13 protein-coding genes are annotated in these 15,399 nt (G+C 58.6%); 8 read left to right on the top strand and 5 right to left on the bottom strand.

The genetic code is table 11. The annotated features are described in order from the left end of the window. Positions 1-1,572, top strand: coding sequence for a peptidoglycan -binding protein (locus V7Q10_RS09980; protein ID WP_333868943.1), 1,572 nt, complete (start codon positions 1-3; stop codon positions 1,570-1,572). Here V7Q10_RS09980 and V7Q10_RS09975 read toward each other — a convergent pair. The 3 genes from V7Q10_RS09975 to gloB form a co-directional block, all read right to left on the bottom strand. Further along, on the bottom strand, positions 1,569-2,504 hold the full coding sequence (locus V7Q10_RS09975) for a M23 family metallopeptidase (RefSeq protein ID WP_333868942.1): 936 nt from the start codon (positions 2,502-2,504) through the stop codon (positions 1,569-1,571). The two genes, V7Q10_RS09980 and V7Q10_RS09975, sit on opposite strands and share 4 nt — an antisense overlap. Next, positions 2,501-4,822, bottom strand: coding sequence for an ATP-dependent Clp protease ATP-binding subunit ClpA (gene clpA / locus V7Q10_RS09970; protein ID WP_333868941.1), 2,322 nt, complete (start codon positions 4,820-4,822; stop codon positions 2,501-2,503). The genes V7Q10_RS09975 and clpA overlap by 4 nt, the downstream gene beginning before the upstream one ends. A 171-nt stretch (positions 4,823-4,993) precedes the next feature. After that, complete coding sequence (gloB, locus tag V7Q10_RS09965) at positions 4,994-5,761, bottom strand: hydroxyacylglutathione hydrolase (protein ID WP_333868940.1); 768 nt, start codon at positions 5,759-5,761, stop codon at positions 4,994-4,996. Between the two features lie 100 nt (positions 5,762-5,861). Between gloB and V7Q10_RS09960 the strand changes: the two genes are divergently transcribed. Next, positions 5,862-6,635: a class I SAM-dependent methyltransferase gene (locus V7Q10_RS09960; RefSeq protein WP_333868939.1), complete on the top strand. Its 774-nt coding sequence runs from the start codon at positions 5,862-5,864 to the stop codon at positions 6,633-6,635. Here the strand turns inward: V7Q10_RS09960 and V7Q10_RS09955 are convergent. Then, positions 6,622-8,502, bottom strand: a complete 1,881-nt coding sequence (locus tag V7Q10_RS09955; protein WP_333868938.1) for a hypothetical protein — start codon at positions 8,500-8,502, stop codon at positions 6,622-6,624. The two genes, V7Q10_RS09960 and V7Q10_RS09955, sit on opposite strands and share 14 nt — an antisense overlap. Before the next feature lie 380 nt (positions 8,503-8,882). On the opposite strand from V7Q10_RS09955, the gene V7Q10_RS09950 reads away from it, so the two are divergent. The 6 genes from V7Q10_RS09950 to V7Q10_RS09925 all read left to right on the top strand — a co-directional run bounded on the left by V7Q10_RS09950 (position 8,883) and on the right by V7Q10_RS09925 (position 14,188). Beyond that, positions 8,883-9,443, top strand: coding sequence for a F0F1 ATP synthase subunit delta (locus V7Q10_RS09950; protein WP_333868937.1), 561 nt, complete (start codon positions 8,883-8,885; stop codon positions 9,441-9,443). Continuing rightward, positions 9,443-10,981, top strand: coding sequence for a F0F1 ATP synthase subunit alpha (gene atpA / locus V7Q10_RS09945; protein WP_333868936.1), 1,539 nt, complete (start codon positions 9,443-9,445; stop codon positions 10,979-10,981). Before V7Q10_RS09950 ends, atpA begins: the two co-directional genes overlap by 1 nt. 23 nt (positions 10,982-11,004) lie before the next feature. Continuing rightward, on the top strand, positions 11,005-11,871 hold the full coding sequence (locus V7Q10_RS09940) for a F0F1 ATP synthase subunit gamma (RefSeq protein ID WP_333868935.1): 867 nt from the start codon (positions 11,005-11,007) through the stop codon (positions 11,869-11,871). A gap of 17 nt (positions 11,872-11,888) precedes the next feature. After that, complete coding sequence (atpD, locus tag V7Q10_RS09935; protein ID WP_333868934.1) at positions 11,889-13,331, top strand: F0F1 ATP synthase subunit beta; 1,443 nt, start codon at positions 11,889-11,891, stop codon at positions 13,329-13,331. 9 nt (positions 13,332-13,340) lie between these two features. Next, entirely contained in the window at positions 13,341-13,733 is a 393-nt protein-coding gene (locus V7Q10_RS09930) for a F0F1 ATP synthase subunit epsilon (RefSeq protein WP_333868933.1), read from the top strand. A 104-nt stretch (positions 13,734-13,837) separates the two neighbouring features. Continuing rightward, positions 13,838-14,188, top strand: a complete 351-nt coding sequence (locus V7Q10_RS09925; protein ID WP_333868932.1) for an H-type lectin domain-containing protein — start codon at positions 13,838-13,840, stop codon at positions 14,186-14,188. Here V7Q10_RS09925 and V7Q10_RS09920 read toward each other — a convergent pair. Continuing rightward, positions 14,185-15,399: methyl-accepting chemotaxis protein (locus tag V7Q10_RS09920; protein ID WP_333868931.1), on the bottom strand; the 1,215-nt coding region annotated here is incomplete at its 5' end. The genes V7Q10_RS09925 and V7Q10_RS09920 overlap by 4 nt on opposite strands.

Here is a 15,399-nt window from a genome sequence, read left to right as displayed (position 1 = left end):
ATGGCGCTGCGCCGCAAACGCGACAGTTCGATGATCTGGCCGGGCTTTGTGGATGCCGTCACCACGCTGCTGATGGTGCTGATGTTCGTGCTGACGATCTTTACCGTGATGCAATCGGTGCTGCGCGACACCATCACCACCCAATCGACCGAGCTTGATAAGCTGACTGCGCAGATTGCGGGTCTGGCTGATGCTTTGGGGCTGGAACGCGCCAAAGTTTCCGATCTGAACGCGCAGGTTGGCGCGCTGACCAGCAATCTGGACGCCGCCCGCACCAAGGGCGAAGAACAAACTGCACTGATTGCCACGCTTTCAGGGCAGATTTCGGCAAAAGAAGCCGAGCTTGCTGCGGCGCAGGGGCGGATTGCCAGTTTTGAAGCGCAGGTCGCTTCGCTTTTGACCGAACGTGACAGCGCCCGCGGGCAGGTGGCCGATTTACAGGCAGCACAAGACAAGTTGCTGTCAGATCAAGAGATCATGCAGCTTGCCCTCGCCAAAGCCCGCCAAGAGGTTGATAAAGCAGCAGAAGAGGCGCGATTGGCCGCGGCCCGCGCCGACGCTATGAACGCCTTGGTCAAGGATTTGCAGGCAAAAGATGGCGCCAATCAGACTAAGCTTTCCGAAGCAGAGGCCGCGCGTTTGGTCGATGCGGCGGCCTTGGTGGCGCTGCGCGACAAGCTGAAAGGCTCGGATGCCGAGCTGACTGCGATGACTTTGGCGCTGGAAGAACAGCGCAAACGTGCCGAAGAAACCCTGACGCTTTTGGCCGCCGCCCGCAGCCAAGCCGCCCTGAACGCAAGCGCTGGCGATAACAAGGCCAACCTTCTTGCTGTGGCCGAACAGGCGCTGACTGCCGAGCAAGAGAAATCTTTGCAAGCCGCGCGGCAGGTCGAGGCGCTGAACCAACAGATCGCAGCGCTGCGGGCGCAACTGGGGCAATTGCAGGGCATCTTGGACGCCTCTGCCGCCAAAGACGCCGACGCAAACGTACAAATTCAAGCGCTTGGCAGCCAGTTGAACGCAGCTTTGGCGCAGGTGGCATCGGAACAAAAACGCCGTGCCGAGCTGGAAGAGGCCGAGCGCAAACGGCTAGAGTTGCAAAACGCCGATCTGGAAAAATTCCGCAGCGAGTTTTTCGGCGAGCTGTCGCAACTTTTGGCGGGGCGGCAGGGCGTGCGGGTGGTGGGCGACCGCTTTGTGTTTTCTTCGGAGGTGTTGTTTACCGCGGGCTCTGCGGATCTTTCTTCCGAGGGGCAGGCACAAATCGCCTCTGTGGCGCAGATTTTGGATGATATCGCGGGAAAAATTCCGTCCTCGATCAATTGGATCATTCGGGTTGATGGCCATACCGACAATGTGCCGCTGCTGGGGACCGGTATTTTCAAGGACAATTGGCAGTTAAGCCAAGCCCGCGCGCTGTCGGTGGTGCGATTTATGCAAGACAGTCTGGGATTTCCGCCCGAACGCATGGCGGCAACTGGTTTTGGCGAGTATCAACCCGTGGCCTTGGGCGATAGTGCTGATGCGCGGGCGCAAAACCGTCGAATTGAATTAAAATTGACCGAGCGCTAGGGGGTCAGCTCTAGGCCAAGGCTTTGGCGGCCCAGTTCCGTCGCGCCTCGCATCAAACGGGCGGTTCCTTCGTAGTGGCCTTGCGGCCAAGCTTTTGTTTTTAAACGCCGCCCTGTGGCACGAAAACCAAGGGCCTGCGATTTTTCGATCACGCTGCGCTCTTGCAAAACATGGCCCGCGGGGCCCGTTAGCTCGAATAAGATCGCATCGCCCGGTTTGACGCCGTAGAAATAGGCCCACAGCACCAGCGCGGGGGCGGTCTGCGGCAGGTCGCGGCTTTGAAGGCCGGCCTTGATCGCCGCATAATCGGGCACCGCGGTGGCAATCCCGATTTGCAGCAGCCCGCCTGCGACATAGGGCAGCGTTTCTTGCCAAAGGCTAGCGGTTTGTGGTCCGCAGGTTGCAAGCGGATCGGGCGCGAAAGGGTCAACGGTGACACCATTATGGCGCAGGGCCAGATGCAGATGCGGAAAATCGGCCATGCCGGATTGACCAACTTGGCCCAACACATCGCCTTGGGCCAGAACCTCGCCCAGCCGGACAGAGATAGAGCCTTGTTTCAAATGGCAATATTGGGTTTCCCAGCCATCGCCGTGGTCTAGCAGCACGCCATTGCCGCATTCTTTTCCCGCGAGTTTTGGCGCAAAGTCGGCGACACCGTCGCGCAGTCCCTTCACGGTTCCAGCTTGGGCTGCCAAAACATCGACCCCCGCCTGCATGGCGGCGCGGGTCGGCAGCGCAAGATCGGTGCCGTCGTGGCCGTCATAGCTTAGGCTGCCACAGGTGAAATCAGCTGCCTTTGGTCCGGTGTCATGGTCGATATATTGCTGGATATAGCAGGTTTTTCCCAGATCACAGCGCAGAGGAAAGCCCAAATTAAAGGCCCCCGCCGGTGAGGCGAGGGCCAATGTTATCAACAGGCTACGGATCATTCTGCCGTAAGCAGCGGGGTTTTGGTGCTGGAAAGCCGTGGCTTTTGCGGCTCTTCATAGGTCAGCACAAGCGCGTCGTCTTTGACGCCTACATGCACAATGCCGCCCTTGACCAATTTGCCGAACAGCAATTCTTCGGCCAGCGGGCGTTTGATGTGTTCTTGGATCACGCGGCCCAGCGGACGCGCGCCCATTTTGTCATCATAGCCCTTTTCACCCAGCCAAGCCGCAGCCTCGGGGGTCAGGTCGATTTGGACGTTGCGATCCATCAGCTGCGCTTCCAGTTGCAGCACGAATTTGGTCACCACCTCCATGATGACATCCTTCGACAGCGGCGCGAAGGAAATCACCGCATCCAGACGGTTGCGGAATTCGGGCGTAAACGTCCGTTCGATCGCCGCGGTGTCTTCGCCGGTGCGGCGCGCGCGGCCAAAGCCGATCGCCTCTTTCGCCTGTTCCGAGGCGCCGGCGTTCGAGGTCATGATCAAGATCACATTGCGGAAATCGACAGTGCGGCCGTTATGGTCTGTCAGCTTGCCGTGGTCCATCACCTGCAACAGGATGTTATAGACGTCGGGGTGGGCTTTTTCCATTTCGTCCAGCAGCAGCACGCAATGCGGGTCTTGATCGACGCCGTCGGTCAGCATGCCGCCTTGGTCAAAGCCAACATAGCCGGGCGGCGCGCCGATCAGCCGCGAGACCGCGTGTTTCTCCATATATTCCGACATATCGAACCGCAGCAGCTTCAGGCCAAGCGAGCTTGCCAGTTGCTTTGCCACCTCGGTTTTGCCAACACCTGTTGGGCCTGCAAACAGATAGTTGCCAATCGGCTTTTCAGGTTCGCGCAGACCCGCACGGGCAAGTTTGATCGCCGAACAAAGCGATTCAACCGCCTTATCTTGACCAAAGACCACGCGCTTAAGGGTTTTTTCCAGATCGCGCAGGGTTTCAGCATCATCTTTCGACACCGATTTCGCCGGAATACGGGCGATTTTGGCAACCACAGCCTCGATCTCTTTGGCACCAAGGGTCTTACGACGCTTGGAATCCGACAACAGATGCTGGGCGGCCCCTGCCTCGTCGATCACATCAATGGCCGAGTCCGGCAGTTTGCGGTCGTGAATATAGCGCGCAGCAAGTTCGACAGCCGATTTGATCGCGTCATTGGTGTAGCGCAGATCGTGGTGTTCTTCGAAATGCGGTTTCAGACCCATCAGGATCTTGATCGCATCAGGCACAGAGGGTTCGTTCACATCGATCTTTTGGAAGCGCCGCGCCAAGGCCCGGTCTTTTTCAAAGTGCTGACGGAATTCTTTGTAGGTGGTCGAGCCCATGCAGCGCATTTTGCCGCCTGAAAGTGCTGGTTTCAGCAGGTTCGAAGCATCCATCGCCCCGCCCGAGGTGGCCCCCGCGCCGATTACGGTGTGGATTTCGTCGATGAACAGGATCGCATCGGGGTGATCCTCTAGCTCTTTCATCACGGCTTTCAGACGTTCTTCAAAGTCGCCGCGATAGCGCGTTCCGGCCAAAAGTGCGCCCATATCAAGGCTGTAGATCGTGGCATGGGCCAAAATCTCGGGCGTCTCGTGGTTGACGATTTTGCGCGCCAGACCTTCGGCGATTGCGGTTTTGCCCACACCCGGATCGCCCACCAAAAGCGGGTTGTTTTTGCGCCGACGGCACAAGACCTGAATGCAGCGTTCTACCTCAGACTCGCGGCCGATCAGCGGGTCGACATCGCCCTTGCGCGCCTTGACGTTCAGATCAATGCAATATTTCGACAGCGCAGATTCCTTAACCTCGCCGGCCTCGGCCTTGGGGGTTTCATGATGCGGCTCTTCGGCGCCAGTCAGCGGACGCTGTTCGCCGTAGGACGGGTCTTTGGCCACGCCATGGGCGATGAAATTCACCGCGTCATAGCGCGTCATATCCTGTTCTTGCAGGAAAAACGCCGCATTCGATTCGCGTTCGGCAAAAATGGCGACAAGCACATTGGCGCCGGTCACTTCCGAGCGGCCCGAGGATTGCACATGGATCGCGGCGCGCTGGATCACGCGTTGAAACGCCGCGGTTGGCACGGCTTCCGAGCCTTCGACATCGGTCACAAGTGTTGACAGATCATCGTCGATAAAGCTGGCAAGTGTTTTGCGCAGCAGGTCTAGATCGACCGAGCAGGCCTTCATCACGCGGGCCGCGTCGGGTTCGTCGATCAGGGACAATAACAGATGTTCAAGCGTCGCCAATTCGTGGCGGCGCGAATTTGCAAGCGCCAAAGCGCCGTGAATGGCTTGTTCAAGCGTGGTCGAAAATGATGGCACTGGTTTCGTGCTCCTGTCCTGCGGGTCGAATGGTCCTTACGGCCCATCTCAACCATGACCTCATAGTGTAAAGGATCGGTTTTATTTCCCGATCTTCAAGCCCTAAATCGGCAAGTTTTCGGAATTTCGCGGTTAAGGTGTAAAAAGTGATCGTTGCGTCGCAGTTTGGGCCTAGAAGCTGTCCTTCATGCTGCGCAAACGCGCAAAAACTTCGGCGTCGCTGGCCAAAGTCATTCCTAACGTTGCTCTGATATAAGGGTCATTGGCGCGAAGAAAAGGGTTGGTCGCCAATTCTCCTGACAGGCGCGAGGGAACGGTGGCGCGACGCTCGGCGCGGGCTTTGGTAACCTTGGCGATGCGGGCCTGCAAGGCCTCGTTCTGCGGATCCACCGTTGCGGCAAAGGCAAGGTTCGAGGTGGTATATTCATGGCCCGAACAGATCAGTGTCTCGGGCGGCAGGGCGCGCAGCTTGGCAAGGCTTGCGAACATTTGATCTGGCGTGCCTTCAAACAACCGGCCACAGCCTGCGGCCATCAGGCTGTCGGCGGTAAAGGCAAAGCCCGAGCTGGGCAGATAAAACGCAATATGGCCAAGGGTATGGCCTGAAACATCCAGCACATGGGCCAGTTCCGTGCCAATGGCGATGCTGTCGCCTTCGGCCAATGCGCGCGTCAAAGGCGGCAGGCGGTGAGCATCGGCGGCTGCCCCCAGCACAGCGGCAGAGGTCGCCTCGACCAGAGCGGTGACGCCGTCGATATGATCCCAATGGTGATGGGTCAGCCAGATCGCATCCAAGCCCCAGCTGCGCTTTTGCAGCTCGGCCAAAATCGGGGCTGCGTCGGGCGCATCAATCAACACGGTTTCCCCCGAGCCTGCATCGTGCAACAGATAAGCGTAATTGTCTTTAAGGCAGGGGATGGTCACAAGCTCGAGGGTCATGGGCGGCCTTTCACAGGGGCAGGGACGGCAACGCAGGGTAGCCTTGCGGCGTGTTTTGGGTATGATTAAGCCAGTTTGGCGGGAAAGGTCTGGGTCTGCAATGCATCTTGATGTGCTTGATCTGCGCAACTTTTACTATCGCACCCGTTTGGGGCGCGTGGCGCAGCGGGCGATCCGAGATCAGCTGGTGCGGATGTGGCCGCCTGTCAAAGGCCAGACGGTGGCGGGCTTTGGCTTTGCCGTGCCCTTGTTGCGGCCCTATCTTGAGGATGCGCGGCGGGTGATCGGGCTGATGCCGGGGCCGCAGGGGGTGATGCCTTGGCCAGCGGGATTGGCGAATGTTTCGGTGCTTTGCGAAGAAACTCAATGGCCGCTGCCGACGGGGCATGTGGACCGGCTGGTGCTGATGCACGGGCTTGAGACATCAGACAACCCGACGGCTGTGCTTGAAGAGGCGCATCGGGTGCTGGGGCCGGGGGGGCGCATTGTGATCGTGGTGCCCAACCGCGCTGGACTTTGGGCGCGGCGCGACGCGACACCCTTTGGGCAGGGGCGTCCCTATTCGGTCCGCCAGTTGGAAGGCCAATTGAAGGAGCATGGCTTTCGGGTCGAGCGCAGCATGACGCTTTTGTTCGCGCCGCCCTCGGAAAGCCGGTTTTGGCTGCGCACTTCGGCATTTTGGGAAGACTTTGGCCGCAATCTGCCTTGGCTCGCGGGCGGCGTGCTGCTGGTCGAGGCCAGCAAGCAGATCTATGCCCCCACGCGCGGCACATTGGCCAAGGCCATGCGCCGCCCTCTGCGGGTACTGGAGGGCGTGGGGGCGGCGGTGCCAAGTCCGCACAGCCTGTCAGAGGCGATTGTCAGAGGCGATTGACCGTTAGCTGACTGTCGCCCAGTGCGATGGCATCCTCGATCAGGGGAATGCCCTCATCAACCACCGCCACGGTGACGCCGCCGATCCTGATCTCGGTGCTGTTGACCTCGACGCCATTGCCAGCGGTGTTGTAGTGGAAGCTGATGGGTCCGGTCAGGCCGGGATCGACGTTGATCGTCAGATGATCCTGGCCCAAGAGCTTGATATGCGCGGCCCCATTGGCGGCAAGCTCGGTTGCCGTCAGGTTCAGGGTAAGGTCGTCGGTCCCCAGATCGCCCGCTTCGCCGGTGTTGAAATACTGGCCCGCGCGGCCGACCAGCACATCATCGCCCGCCCCGCCTTTCATCGTGAGGATACCGGTGCCTGCGCGGGCCTCGATATGATCAATGCCGTCACCGCCCAGAAAGGTGGCATGGTCGGCGGCAGTCAGATTGGATGCGGTGCCATCATCGCGGATGAGGATTGAATCGTTGCCAGCCCCGCCATCGAAAACGACGTTGCCCAGAAGGCCGCCTTGATGGTCGGGCAGAGTATGAGCGCCAGAAGGGGCATTCATCACATAGCTGTCGTCGCCCGTGCCGCCATAGACAATATGGGCGGCTCCGGTGGCGGTAAAGCTGTCGTCGCCCGCGCCGAGATCGGCTACGACCTGTCCGGTTGCTGCGGTGGTGATCACATCATCGCCTGCCCCGGTGTTCAGAAAGGCATTGGTCTGGCCGACCAGATGATCCGGACCTGCGGTTCCCGTGACCGAATTCAGCACATTGCCGATCGGCGCTTGCCCAGTGCCGTCTACTGACGAGACGATCTGGATGGAGTTCAGGTCGAAACCCGTAACATCCTGCAATCGCAGGGTATTGGTCAGCATGGTTTGCGTGGCATCGGCGGGATGCCAGTGCAGGGTTACATCAGTATAGCCCTGCGCGGTGTTCTCGACGCTGCTGGCGTGATCAAAGATGTGGCTGGCATTCTGCCCGCCCGTGCTTTCCACCATCAGGTGATCCTGCGTTGGATCAAAATCGGTGATGACCATCGCATCAACCGTTGAATAGGCCGTGGGTTCGACCAGATTGATGGCAAAGCTGTCGTGGCCCGCGCCGCCGGTTGCAACCACCGGTCCGGTATCCGTGCCAAGGAAGTGGCTGCCGGCTCCGCTGAGAATCATCCTATCGTCGCCCGCACCCCCGTCCCCATGCGCGCCGAAAGAGAGTGCGATCACGTCATTGCCCGCGTCGCCTTGGGCAAAGGTGTTTTCGCCCGCAGAGATGAAGTCGCGGCCATCGCCGCCAAAGAGATGCGGGTCGAGGCCAAGGATGACTGAGCCGCCGCCCGACATCACATCATTACCGCTGTCACCAAAGGCCTGCCCTGCCGAAGCGGTCATCACATCATTGCCATCGCCGCCGTGGATCGTTGCATGTGGCCCCGAGGTGTAGCCAAATTCACTGGCGTTCAGCGTGTCATCGCCCCCATCGCCCCAACCGCTGGCGCTGGCGTTGATGTCCAGAAAATCGTGGCCGTCGCCGCCGTGGCTTTGGCTGCTGTCCAGCCCGGTCAGGCTGTCATCGCCAAGGCCGCCATAGGCGGTGCTGTCATCATGCGCGTCGATTGTGTCTTGGCCTTGATTGCCATAGCCGGTTGCCGTGCCCGTCAGGCTCAGGTGATCATCGCCCCCCCAGCCAGACAGAAGCCCGTGATCCGCCGCAAGCGTGTCAGCGCCCATGGTGCCGTGGACATGATCGGGGTCACTTGGATCAGGATGTTGCGGGTCGGTGGAATCACCCTGCGACGTATCACCGCCAGAGCCATCAAAAAGACTGTAAACACCGCCAAGCGCCAGCAGCGCGCCCCAAAAAAGAAGTTCCATCGTTACACCTGAAACTGAATGTTTTTCATCTTAGAGGCGATCTCGACATTTTGTAAAGAAAATTGTTTTAAATGAATTGGTTGCCCCAAAAAATATCCCCTGAAAGTGTTAACGTTTGGTGCGAGTTTACAAGGCGGAAACAATGCCAAGAATTTGCCGTCAAGTGAGGCACAGCCGATTTGCCTTGCCTGACTGAATTCTGCAGGCTGGCCTTGGTGATATGATTGCGCAAGTTTCTTTCGCCTTGCCTGTTGCGAGGCGGCGCTTGCTCTGCTAGAGACGCCCGAAATCGAAAGACGCATGCCCTAAGTATGCGCCGCAGTCGGGCTGAAATCCGAAGGCGGTCCACGCGAAGGGCCTAATTCAGCGGAAGGGTTGACGTGTCCGAACCAGCTTCAATCTCCTTGAACATCGCTTCGCGCTATGCGCAGGCCCTGTTCGAGATTGCAAAAGACGAAAAAGGCCTAGCAACGCTTGAGGCCGATACCGATGCGCTGGGGGCTGCTTTGACAGCCAGCCCCGAGCTTGCCGGCATGATCGCCTCGCCGGTCGTGACCCGCGAAGACCAATCGCGTGCCATGGCTGCCGTTGTGGCAGCAATGGGGCTTTCGTCCGCAATGGCGAACACCATCGCGCTGATGGCCAGCAAGCGCCGCTTGTTCGTGCTGCCGCAATTGGTGGCCAATCTGCGCGCTCGCATCGCGATTGAAAAAGGCGAAGTCACTGCCGAGGTTACCTCGGCCGCAGCTTTGTCGCCTGCACAGGCCACTGCACTGGTCGAAGCCTTGAAGGCCAAGGTCGGCAAGGACGTCAAATTGAACACTACCGTCGATGAAAGCCTCATCGGTGGTCTAATCGTCAAGCTCGGCTCGACCATGATCGACACCTCGGTCAAGGCGAAGCTCGCGGCACTTCAGAATGCAATGAAAGAGGTTGGGTGATGGGAATTCAGGCTGCTGAGATCTCTGCGATCCTTAAGGAGCAGATCAAGAACTTCGGCAAGGACGCTGCTGTGGCAGAAGTCGGCCGTGTGCTGTCCGTAGGGGATGGTATCGCGCGCGTTCACGGCTTGGACAATGTCCAAGCAGGTGAGATGGTGGAATTCCCCGGCGGGATCCGCGGCATGGCGCTGAACCTTGAAGTCGACAACGTTGGTGTTGTTATCTTCGGTTCCGACCGTGACATCAAAGAAGGCGATACCGTCAAGCGCACCAAGTCCATCGTGGACGTTCCAGTTGGCAACGGCCTGTTGGGCCGCGTTGTTGACGGCCTTGGCAACCCGATCGACGGCAAAGGCCCGATCGAGTCGACCGAGCGTCGCATTGCTGACCAAAAAGCACCGGGCATCATTCCGCGTAAGGGTGTGCACGAGCCAATGGCAACCGGCCTTAAGGCTGTTGACGCTATGATCCCAGTTGGCCGTGGCCAGCGCGAATTGATCATCGGTGACCGTCAGACCGGCAAAACCGCCGTGGCTTTGGACACCATTCTGAACCAGAAGTCCTATAACGAGGCTGCTGGCGACGACGAAAACAAAAAGCTGTACTGCATCTATGTAGCTATCGGTCAAAAGCGTTCGACCGTTGCGCAGTTGGTGAAGAAGCTGGAAGAAACCGGCGCGATTGACTACACAATCGTGGTGGCAGCTACCGCATCCGACCCAGCACCTTTGCAGTTCCTTGCGCCCTATTCGGCAACCGCAATGGCGGAGTTCTTCCGCGACAACGGCCGCCATGCGCTGATCATCTATGATGACTTGTCCAAGCAGGCCGTGTCTTATCGTCAGATGTCGCTGTTGCTGCGCCGCCCACCAGGCCGCGAAGCCTATCCTGGCGACGTTTTCTATCTGCACAGCCGCTTGCTGGAGCGGTCGTCGAAACTGAACGCCGATTTCGGTTCGGGCTCGCTGACAGCTTTGCCGATCATCGAAACCCAAGGCGGCGACGTTTCGGCCTTTATTCCAACCAACGTGATCTCGATCACCGACGGCCAGATCTTCTTGGAAACCGAATTGTTCTACCAAGGCATCCGCCCTGCTGTGAACACCGGTCTGTCGGTTTCGCGCGTGGGATCTTCGGCACAAACCAACGCTATGAAGTCGGTGGCTGGTAAAGTGAAACTGGAACTGGCGCAGTATCGCGAAATGGCTGCCTTTGCGCAGTTCGGTTCGGATCTTGACGCTTCGACCCAGGCTTTGTTGAACCGTGGCGCCCGCTTGACCGAACTGATGAAGCAGCCGCAATACGCGCCGCTGACCGGTTCCGAAATCGTTTGCGTGATCTTTGCAGGCACCGCCGGTTACCTCGACAAAGTCGCGGTGAAAGACGTTGGCCGCTATGAAGCTGGTTTGCTGAAGCACCTGCGTGGGGCTGGCAAGGCGCTGTTGGATGACATCACCAACAACGACCGCAAAGTCTCGGGCGATCTGGAAAAAGCAATCCGCGCAGAGCTTGACGCTTTCGCGAAAGACTTCGCCTGAGGGCGGGGCAGGGGAGATAAAGCATGCCCAGCCTTAAGGACTTAAAAAACAAAATTGCGAGTATCAAGAATACGCGCAAGATCACCAAGGCGATGCAGATGGTCTCTGCGGCGAAGCTTCGCCGTGCCCAAGAAGCTGCTGAAGCTGCCCGGCCCTATGCCGAGCGGATGAATGCAGTGATGGGCGGCTTGGCTGCCTCGGTTGGCACTTCGCCGACAGCGCCCCGGCTTTTGGCCGGGACGGGGTCGGACAAAGTGCAGCTTTTGGTTGTGATGACCTCGGAACGTGGTCTGGCTGGCGGGTTCAACTCGAACATCGTCAAACTGGCCCGCAACCGCGCAAACGAGCTGCTTGCAGCTGGCAAAACGGTCAAGATCTTGACCGTTGGCAAAAAAGGGCGTGAACAACTGCGCCGTGATTATGCTGCCTATATGGTTGGCCATATTGACATGTCAGAGGTCAAGCGGGTGGGCTATGTCAACGCGCAGGCAATTGCGCGTGATGTGTTGTCGCGGTTCGAGGCTGGTGAATGCGATGTGGTGACGATCTTCTATAGCCGGTTCCAATCGGTTATCGCGCAGATCCCAACCGCGCAGCAAATCATTCCGGCTCAGTATGAAGGCGGCGCTATTTCGGCGCTTTATGATTACGAGCCCAGCGAAGAAGCCATTCTGGCTGATTTGCTGCCGCGTGGAGTTGCGACGCAATTCTTTACCGCTCTGCTGGAAAACGGCGCCTCTGAACAGGGCGCGCGGATGAGCGCTATGGACAACGCGACGCGCAACGCAGGCGATATGATCACCAAATACACGACCATCTATAACCGCTCGCGCCAAGCTGCGATCACCACCGAGCTTATCGAAATCATCGCGGGCGCCGAGGCGCTCTGAGAAACCGGAGAAACATTATGGCAAAAGCACCGAAAGCAGCTGCCGCGGCAGGCAAGATCACTCAGGTGATCGGCGCCGTGGTTGATGTGCAGTTCGAAGGCGCACTTCCCGCAATTTTGAACGCACTGACCTGTGACAACAACGGCAAGCAGTTGGTCCTTGAAGTGGCCCAGCACCTTGGCGAAAACACCGTTCGCGCCGTGGCTATGGATGCGACCGAAGGTCTGGTTCGTGGCGCAGGCGTCACCGACACCGGCGCGCCTATTCAGGTGCCCGTCGGCAAGGCAACGCTTGGCCGGATCATGAACGTCATCGGCGAGCCCGTTGACGAGCGTGGCCCTGTCAATGCAACCGAAACCCGCTCGATCCACCAGCCGGCTCCGACCTTTGCGGAACAGGCAACCGAAAGCCAGATCCTTGTGACCGGCATCAAGGTGATCGACCTTTTGGCTCCCTATACCAAGGGCGGCAAAATCGGTCTGTTCGGCGGCGCAGGCGTTGGCAAGACCGTTCTGATCATGGAACTGATCAACAACATCGCAAAAGTGCACTCGGGCGTGTCCGTGTTCGCCGGTGTTGGCGAGCGGACCCGTGAAGGCAACGACCTTTATCACGAGATGATCGAATCCGGCGTTATTGACTTGGAAGACATGACCAAGTCGAAAATCGCGCTTGTTTACGGCCAGATGAACGAACCACCAGGCGCGCGTATGCGTATCGCTTTGTCGGGTCTGACCATGGCAGAGCAGTTCCGCGACGAGACCGGCGCAGACGTTTTGTTCTTTGTGGACAACATCTTCCGCTTTACCCAAGCCGGTTCGGAAGTTTCGGCTTTGCTTGGCCGTATTCCTTCCGCTGTGGGCTATCAGCCAACGCTGGCAACCGACATGGGTATGATGCAGGAGCGCATCACCTCGACCAAGAACGGCTCGATCACCTCGGTGCAAGCCGTTTATGTTCCTGCCGATGACTTGACCGACCCTGCTCCAGCAACCTCGTTTGCGCACCTTGACGCAACCACGGTTCTGGATCGCTCGATCTCGGAAAAAGGCATCTATCCGGCTGTGGACCCACTTGGCTCGACCTCGCGTCTGCTCGACCCGCTGATCATCGGTGAAGAGCATTACACCGTGGCAACCGACGTTCAAAAGGTGCTTCAGCGCTATAAATCGCTGCAAGACATCATCGCCATCCTTGGCATGGACGAACTTTCGGAAGACGACAAAACCGCCGTGGCCCGTGCGCGTAAGCTCGAGCGTTTCTTGTCGCAGCCTTTCGACGTGGCAAAGATCTTCACCGGCTCTGACGGTGTGCAGGTTCCGCTGGAAGACACCATCCGGTCGTTCAAGGCTGTTGTGGCGGGTGAATACGATCACCTGCCGGAAGCTGCCTTCTACATGGTTGGTGGCATCGACGACGTTATCGCCAAAGCACAGCGTCTTGCCGCTGCTGCGGCATAAGGGGGCGACATGGCTGGAACGCTGCAATTTGACCTTGTGTCGCCGGAACGTAGGCTTGCCTCTGTTGTCGCGACCGAAGTCAACATCCCTGGCGCCGATGGCGACCTGACGGCGATGGAGGGGCATGCACCCACCATCACCACCCTGCGGGCTGGCGTGTTGAAAATCGCCTCGGCTGATGGTGTGAAGTCCTTTGTGGTCACCGGCGGTTTCGCCGAGATCTCGGCCTCTTCGGTTTCGGTTTTGGCCGAACGTGCGGTACCGGTTGAAGAGTTGACCGCGGCGCTGATGGATCAGCTGATTGCGGATGCCTCTGAAGCAACGGCGGTTGCCGTTGACAAGGATGCCGCTGACAAGGCCATGGCCGATCTGGTGGCGATGCGCGCAGCTGCTGGCTTCTGATTATGCCTTTTTAGATAAAAGCCCCGCAATTTGCGGGGCTTTTTCTATTTTCTCTCCACCTTAGCGCGAAACTCTTGTTAGATTGCTTCAAGGTCGGGGTTATTATGAAACGTATCGCGTCAAGTTCAGTGGGTATTCTGCAAGGCTCACGGGTTTTGTTTGCCGATTTTGCAGTCGGCGGCATGATGTGGACAGGACAGGGCGAACGCGAAAGTCGCCATCTCGTCACCTTTGCAGAGGCGTTTGTCGCCCCACCTACCGTGCATGTTTCGATCTCGATGTGGGATATGGACAATCAGCATAACGCGCGCGCTGATATCAGTGCCGAGCATGTCTCAGAGATAGGGTTTCAACTGGTTTTTCGCACTTGGGGCGATAGCCGCATCGCCCGCGTGCGCGCCGATTGGATGGCCATCGGTGCGGCGAAAGATGAAGACGACTGGCAGCTTTATTAAAAGCTATAGGCCAGTCGCAGCCCGCCCCAATGCTGGCCTTTGACCATAATCGGCGCAGAGACGTCTTTCATCATTACAAATTTTCCGCCGCCCATATCGCGGCGATAGATCTGCATCAGGAAGGGTGCGGTCGAGCGGCCCGCCCCCAAGCCGACGCGGTCATCAAACACCCGCCGGTTGCGGCAATGGGCGGCGTTCCACACCGGATCAGAGCCCTGCTTGGCCGAGAATTTTCGGTTATGGGTGGGAAGATAGCCATTTTGATCGACAGCGGCGCAGAACACCACCCGCGGATCAAGATCTAAGGCGCTTTCCAGCACGGGTGGGAAATAGCGGTCGGTGATTGGCGTAAAGCGCGCCATCAGCTGCGGTGGATTGCTGCCCTCGATCGGGGTATAGTCGGTGCGGAAGAGGCTGTGCATGCTGATTTCTTCGGCATCAACTGCTTGTTCCAGCATCTCTCCCAGTGTTTGGGCGCGGGTTTGCACCTCTGAGATCAGGTTTTGGTCTGCTGTGGTGCCCCCAATTTCGAAGGCGCGCTGCACCATCGTATCGCCCAGTTTCATCAGGCCGTTCACGCGTCGGCGCGCCTCGCCAACCAGATTGGCTTGGCCCCGACCATCCTCGATAATAGTGTCAAACTTTGGTCCAAAGCTTTGGATTGCGCTGCGCATGGCATCGGCCTGCTGCTTGACCTCGACCAGCGTTTCCGCCCCGGATTGCGATTGGGTCTCCATCGCCGTCAGCGCGGTTTCTGCGGCAGTCAGCTCTTTCAGGCCGGTCGCTGCCGAGCCAATAATGCCCTGCGCTTCGGTTTGCAACGCGCGGATTTCGCGTTCCAGAGTGGTGGCTGTGGTCGAGATGCCTGCGGCCGAATCAGTGGTCTGCTGTGCCAAAATTTTGATCGCGTCGGCGACAACGGCAAAACCACGGCCATTTTCGCCCGCGCGCGCAGCCTCGATCTTGGCATTGATCGCCAGCAGCTGCACCTCGCGCGCGATCGACAGGATGCGGCGGTTTTGTGATTGTGCTTCGGTCACGGCGCGGTCCACCGAGGCCAGTTTCGCCTCGACCTCTGTCACCCAATTCAGCACAAATTTGCTAGAGCCTGTGGCGGTTTGCAACTTGCCGGTCAAATCTTGCAGCGCGGCAATCAAGCCTGACATTGCGGTGTCAATATGGTCTGTGCCCCCCAACATCGAGTTGCTGAC

The sequence above is a fragment of the Cypionkella sp. genome (genome assembly GCF_036782355.1).
Taxonomy (GTDB): domain Bacteria; phylum Pseudomonadota; class Alphaproteobacteria; order Rhodobacterales; family Rhodobacteraceae; genus Cypionkella.
The sequence above is the reverse complement of the archived record's forward strand: the minus strand, read 5'-3'. Positions and strand labels throughout refer to the sequence as shown.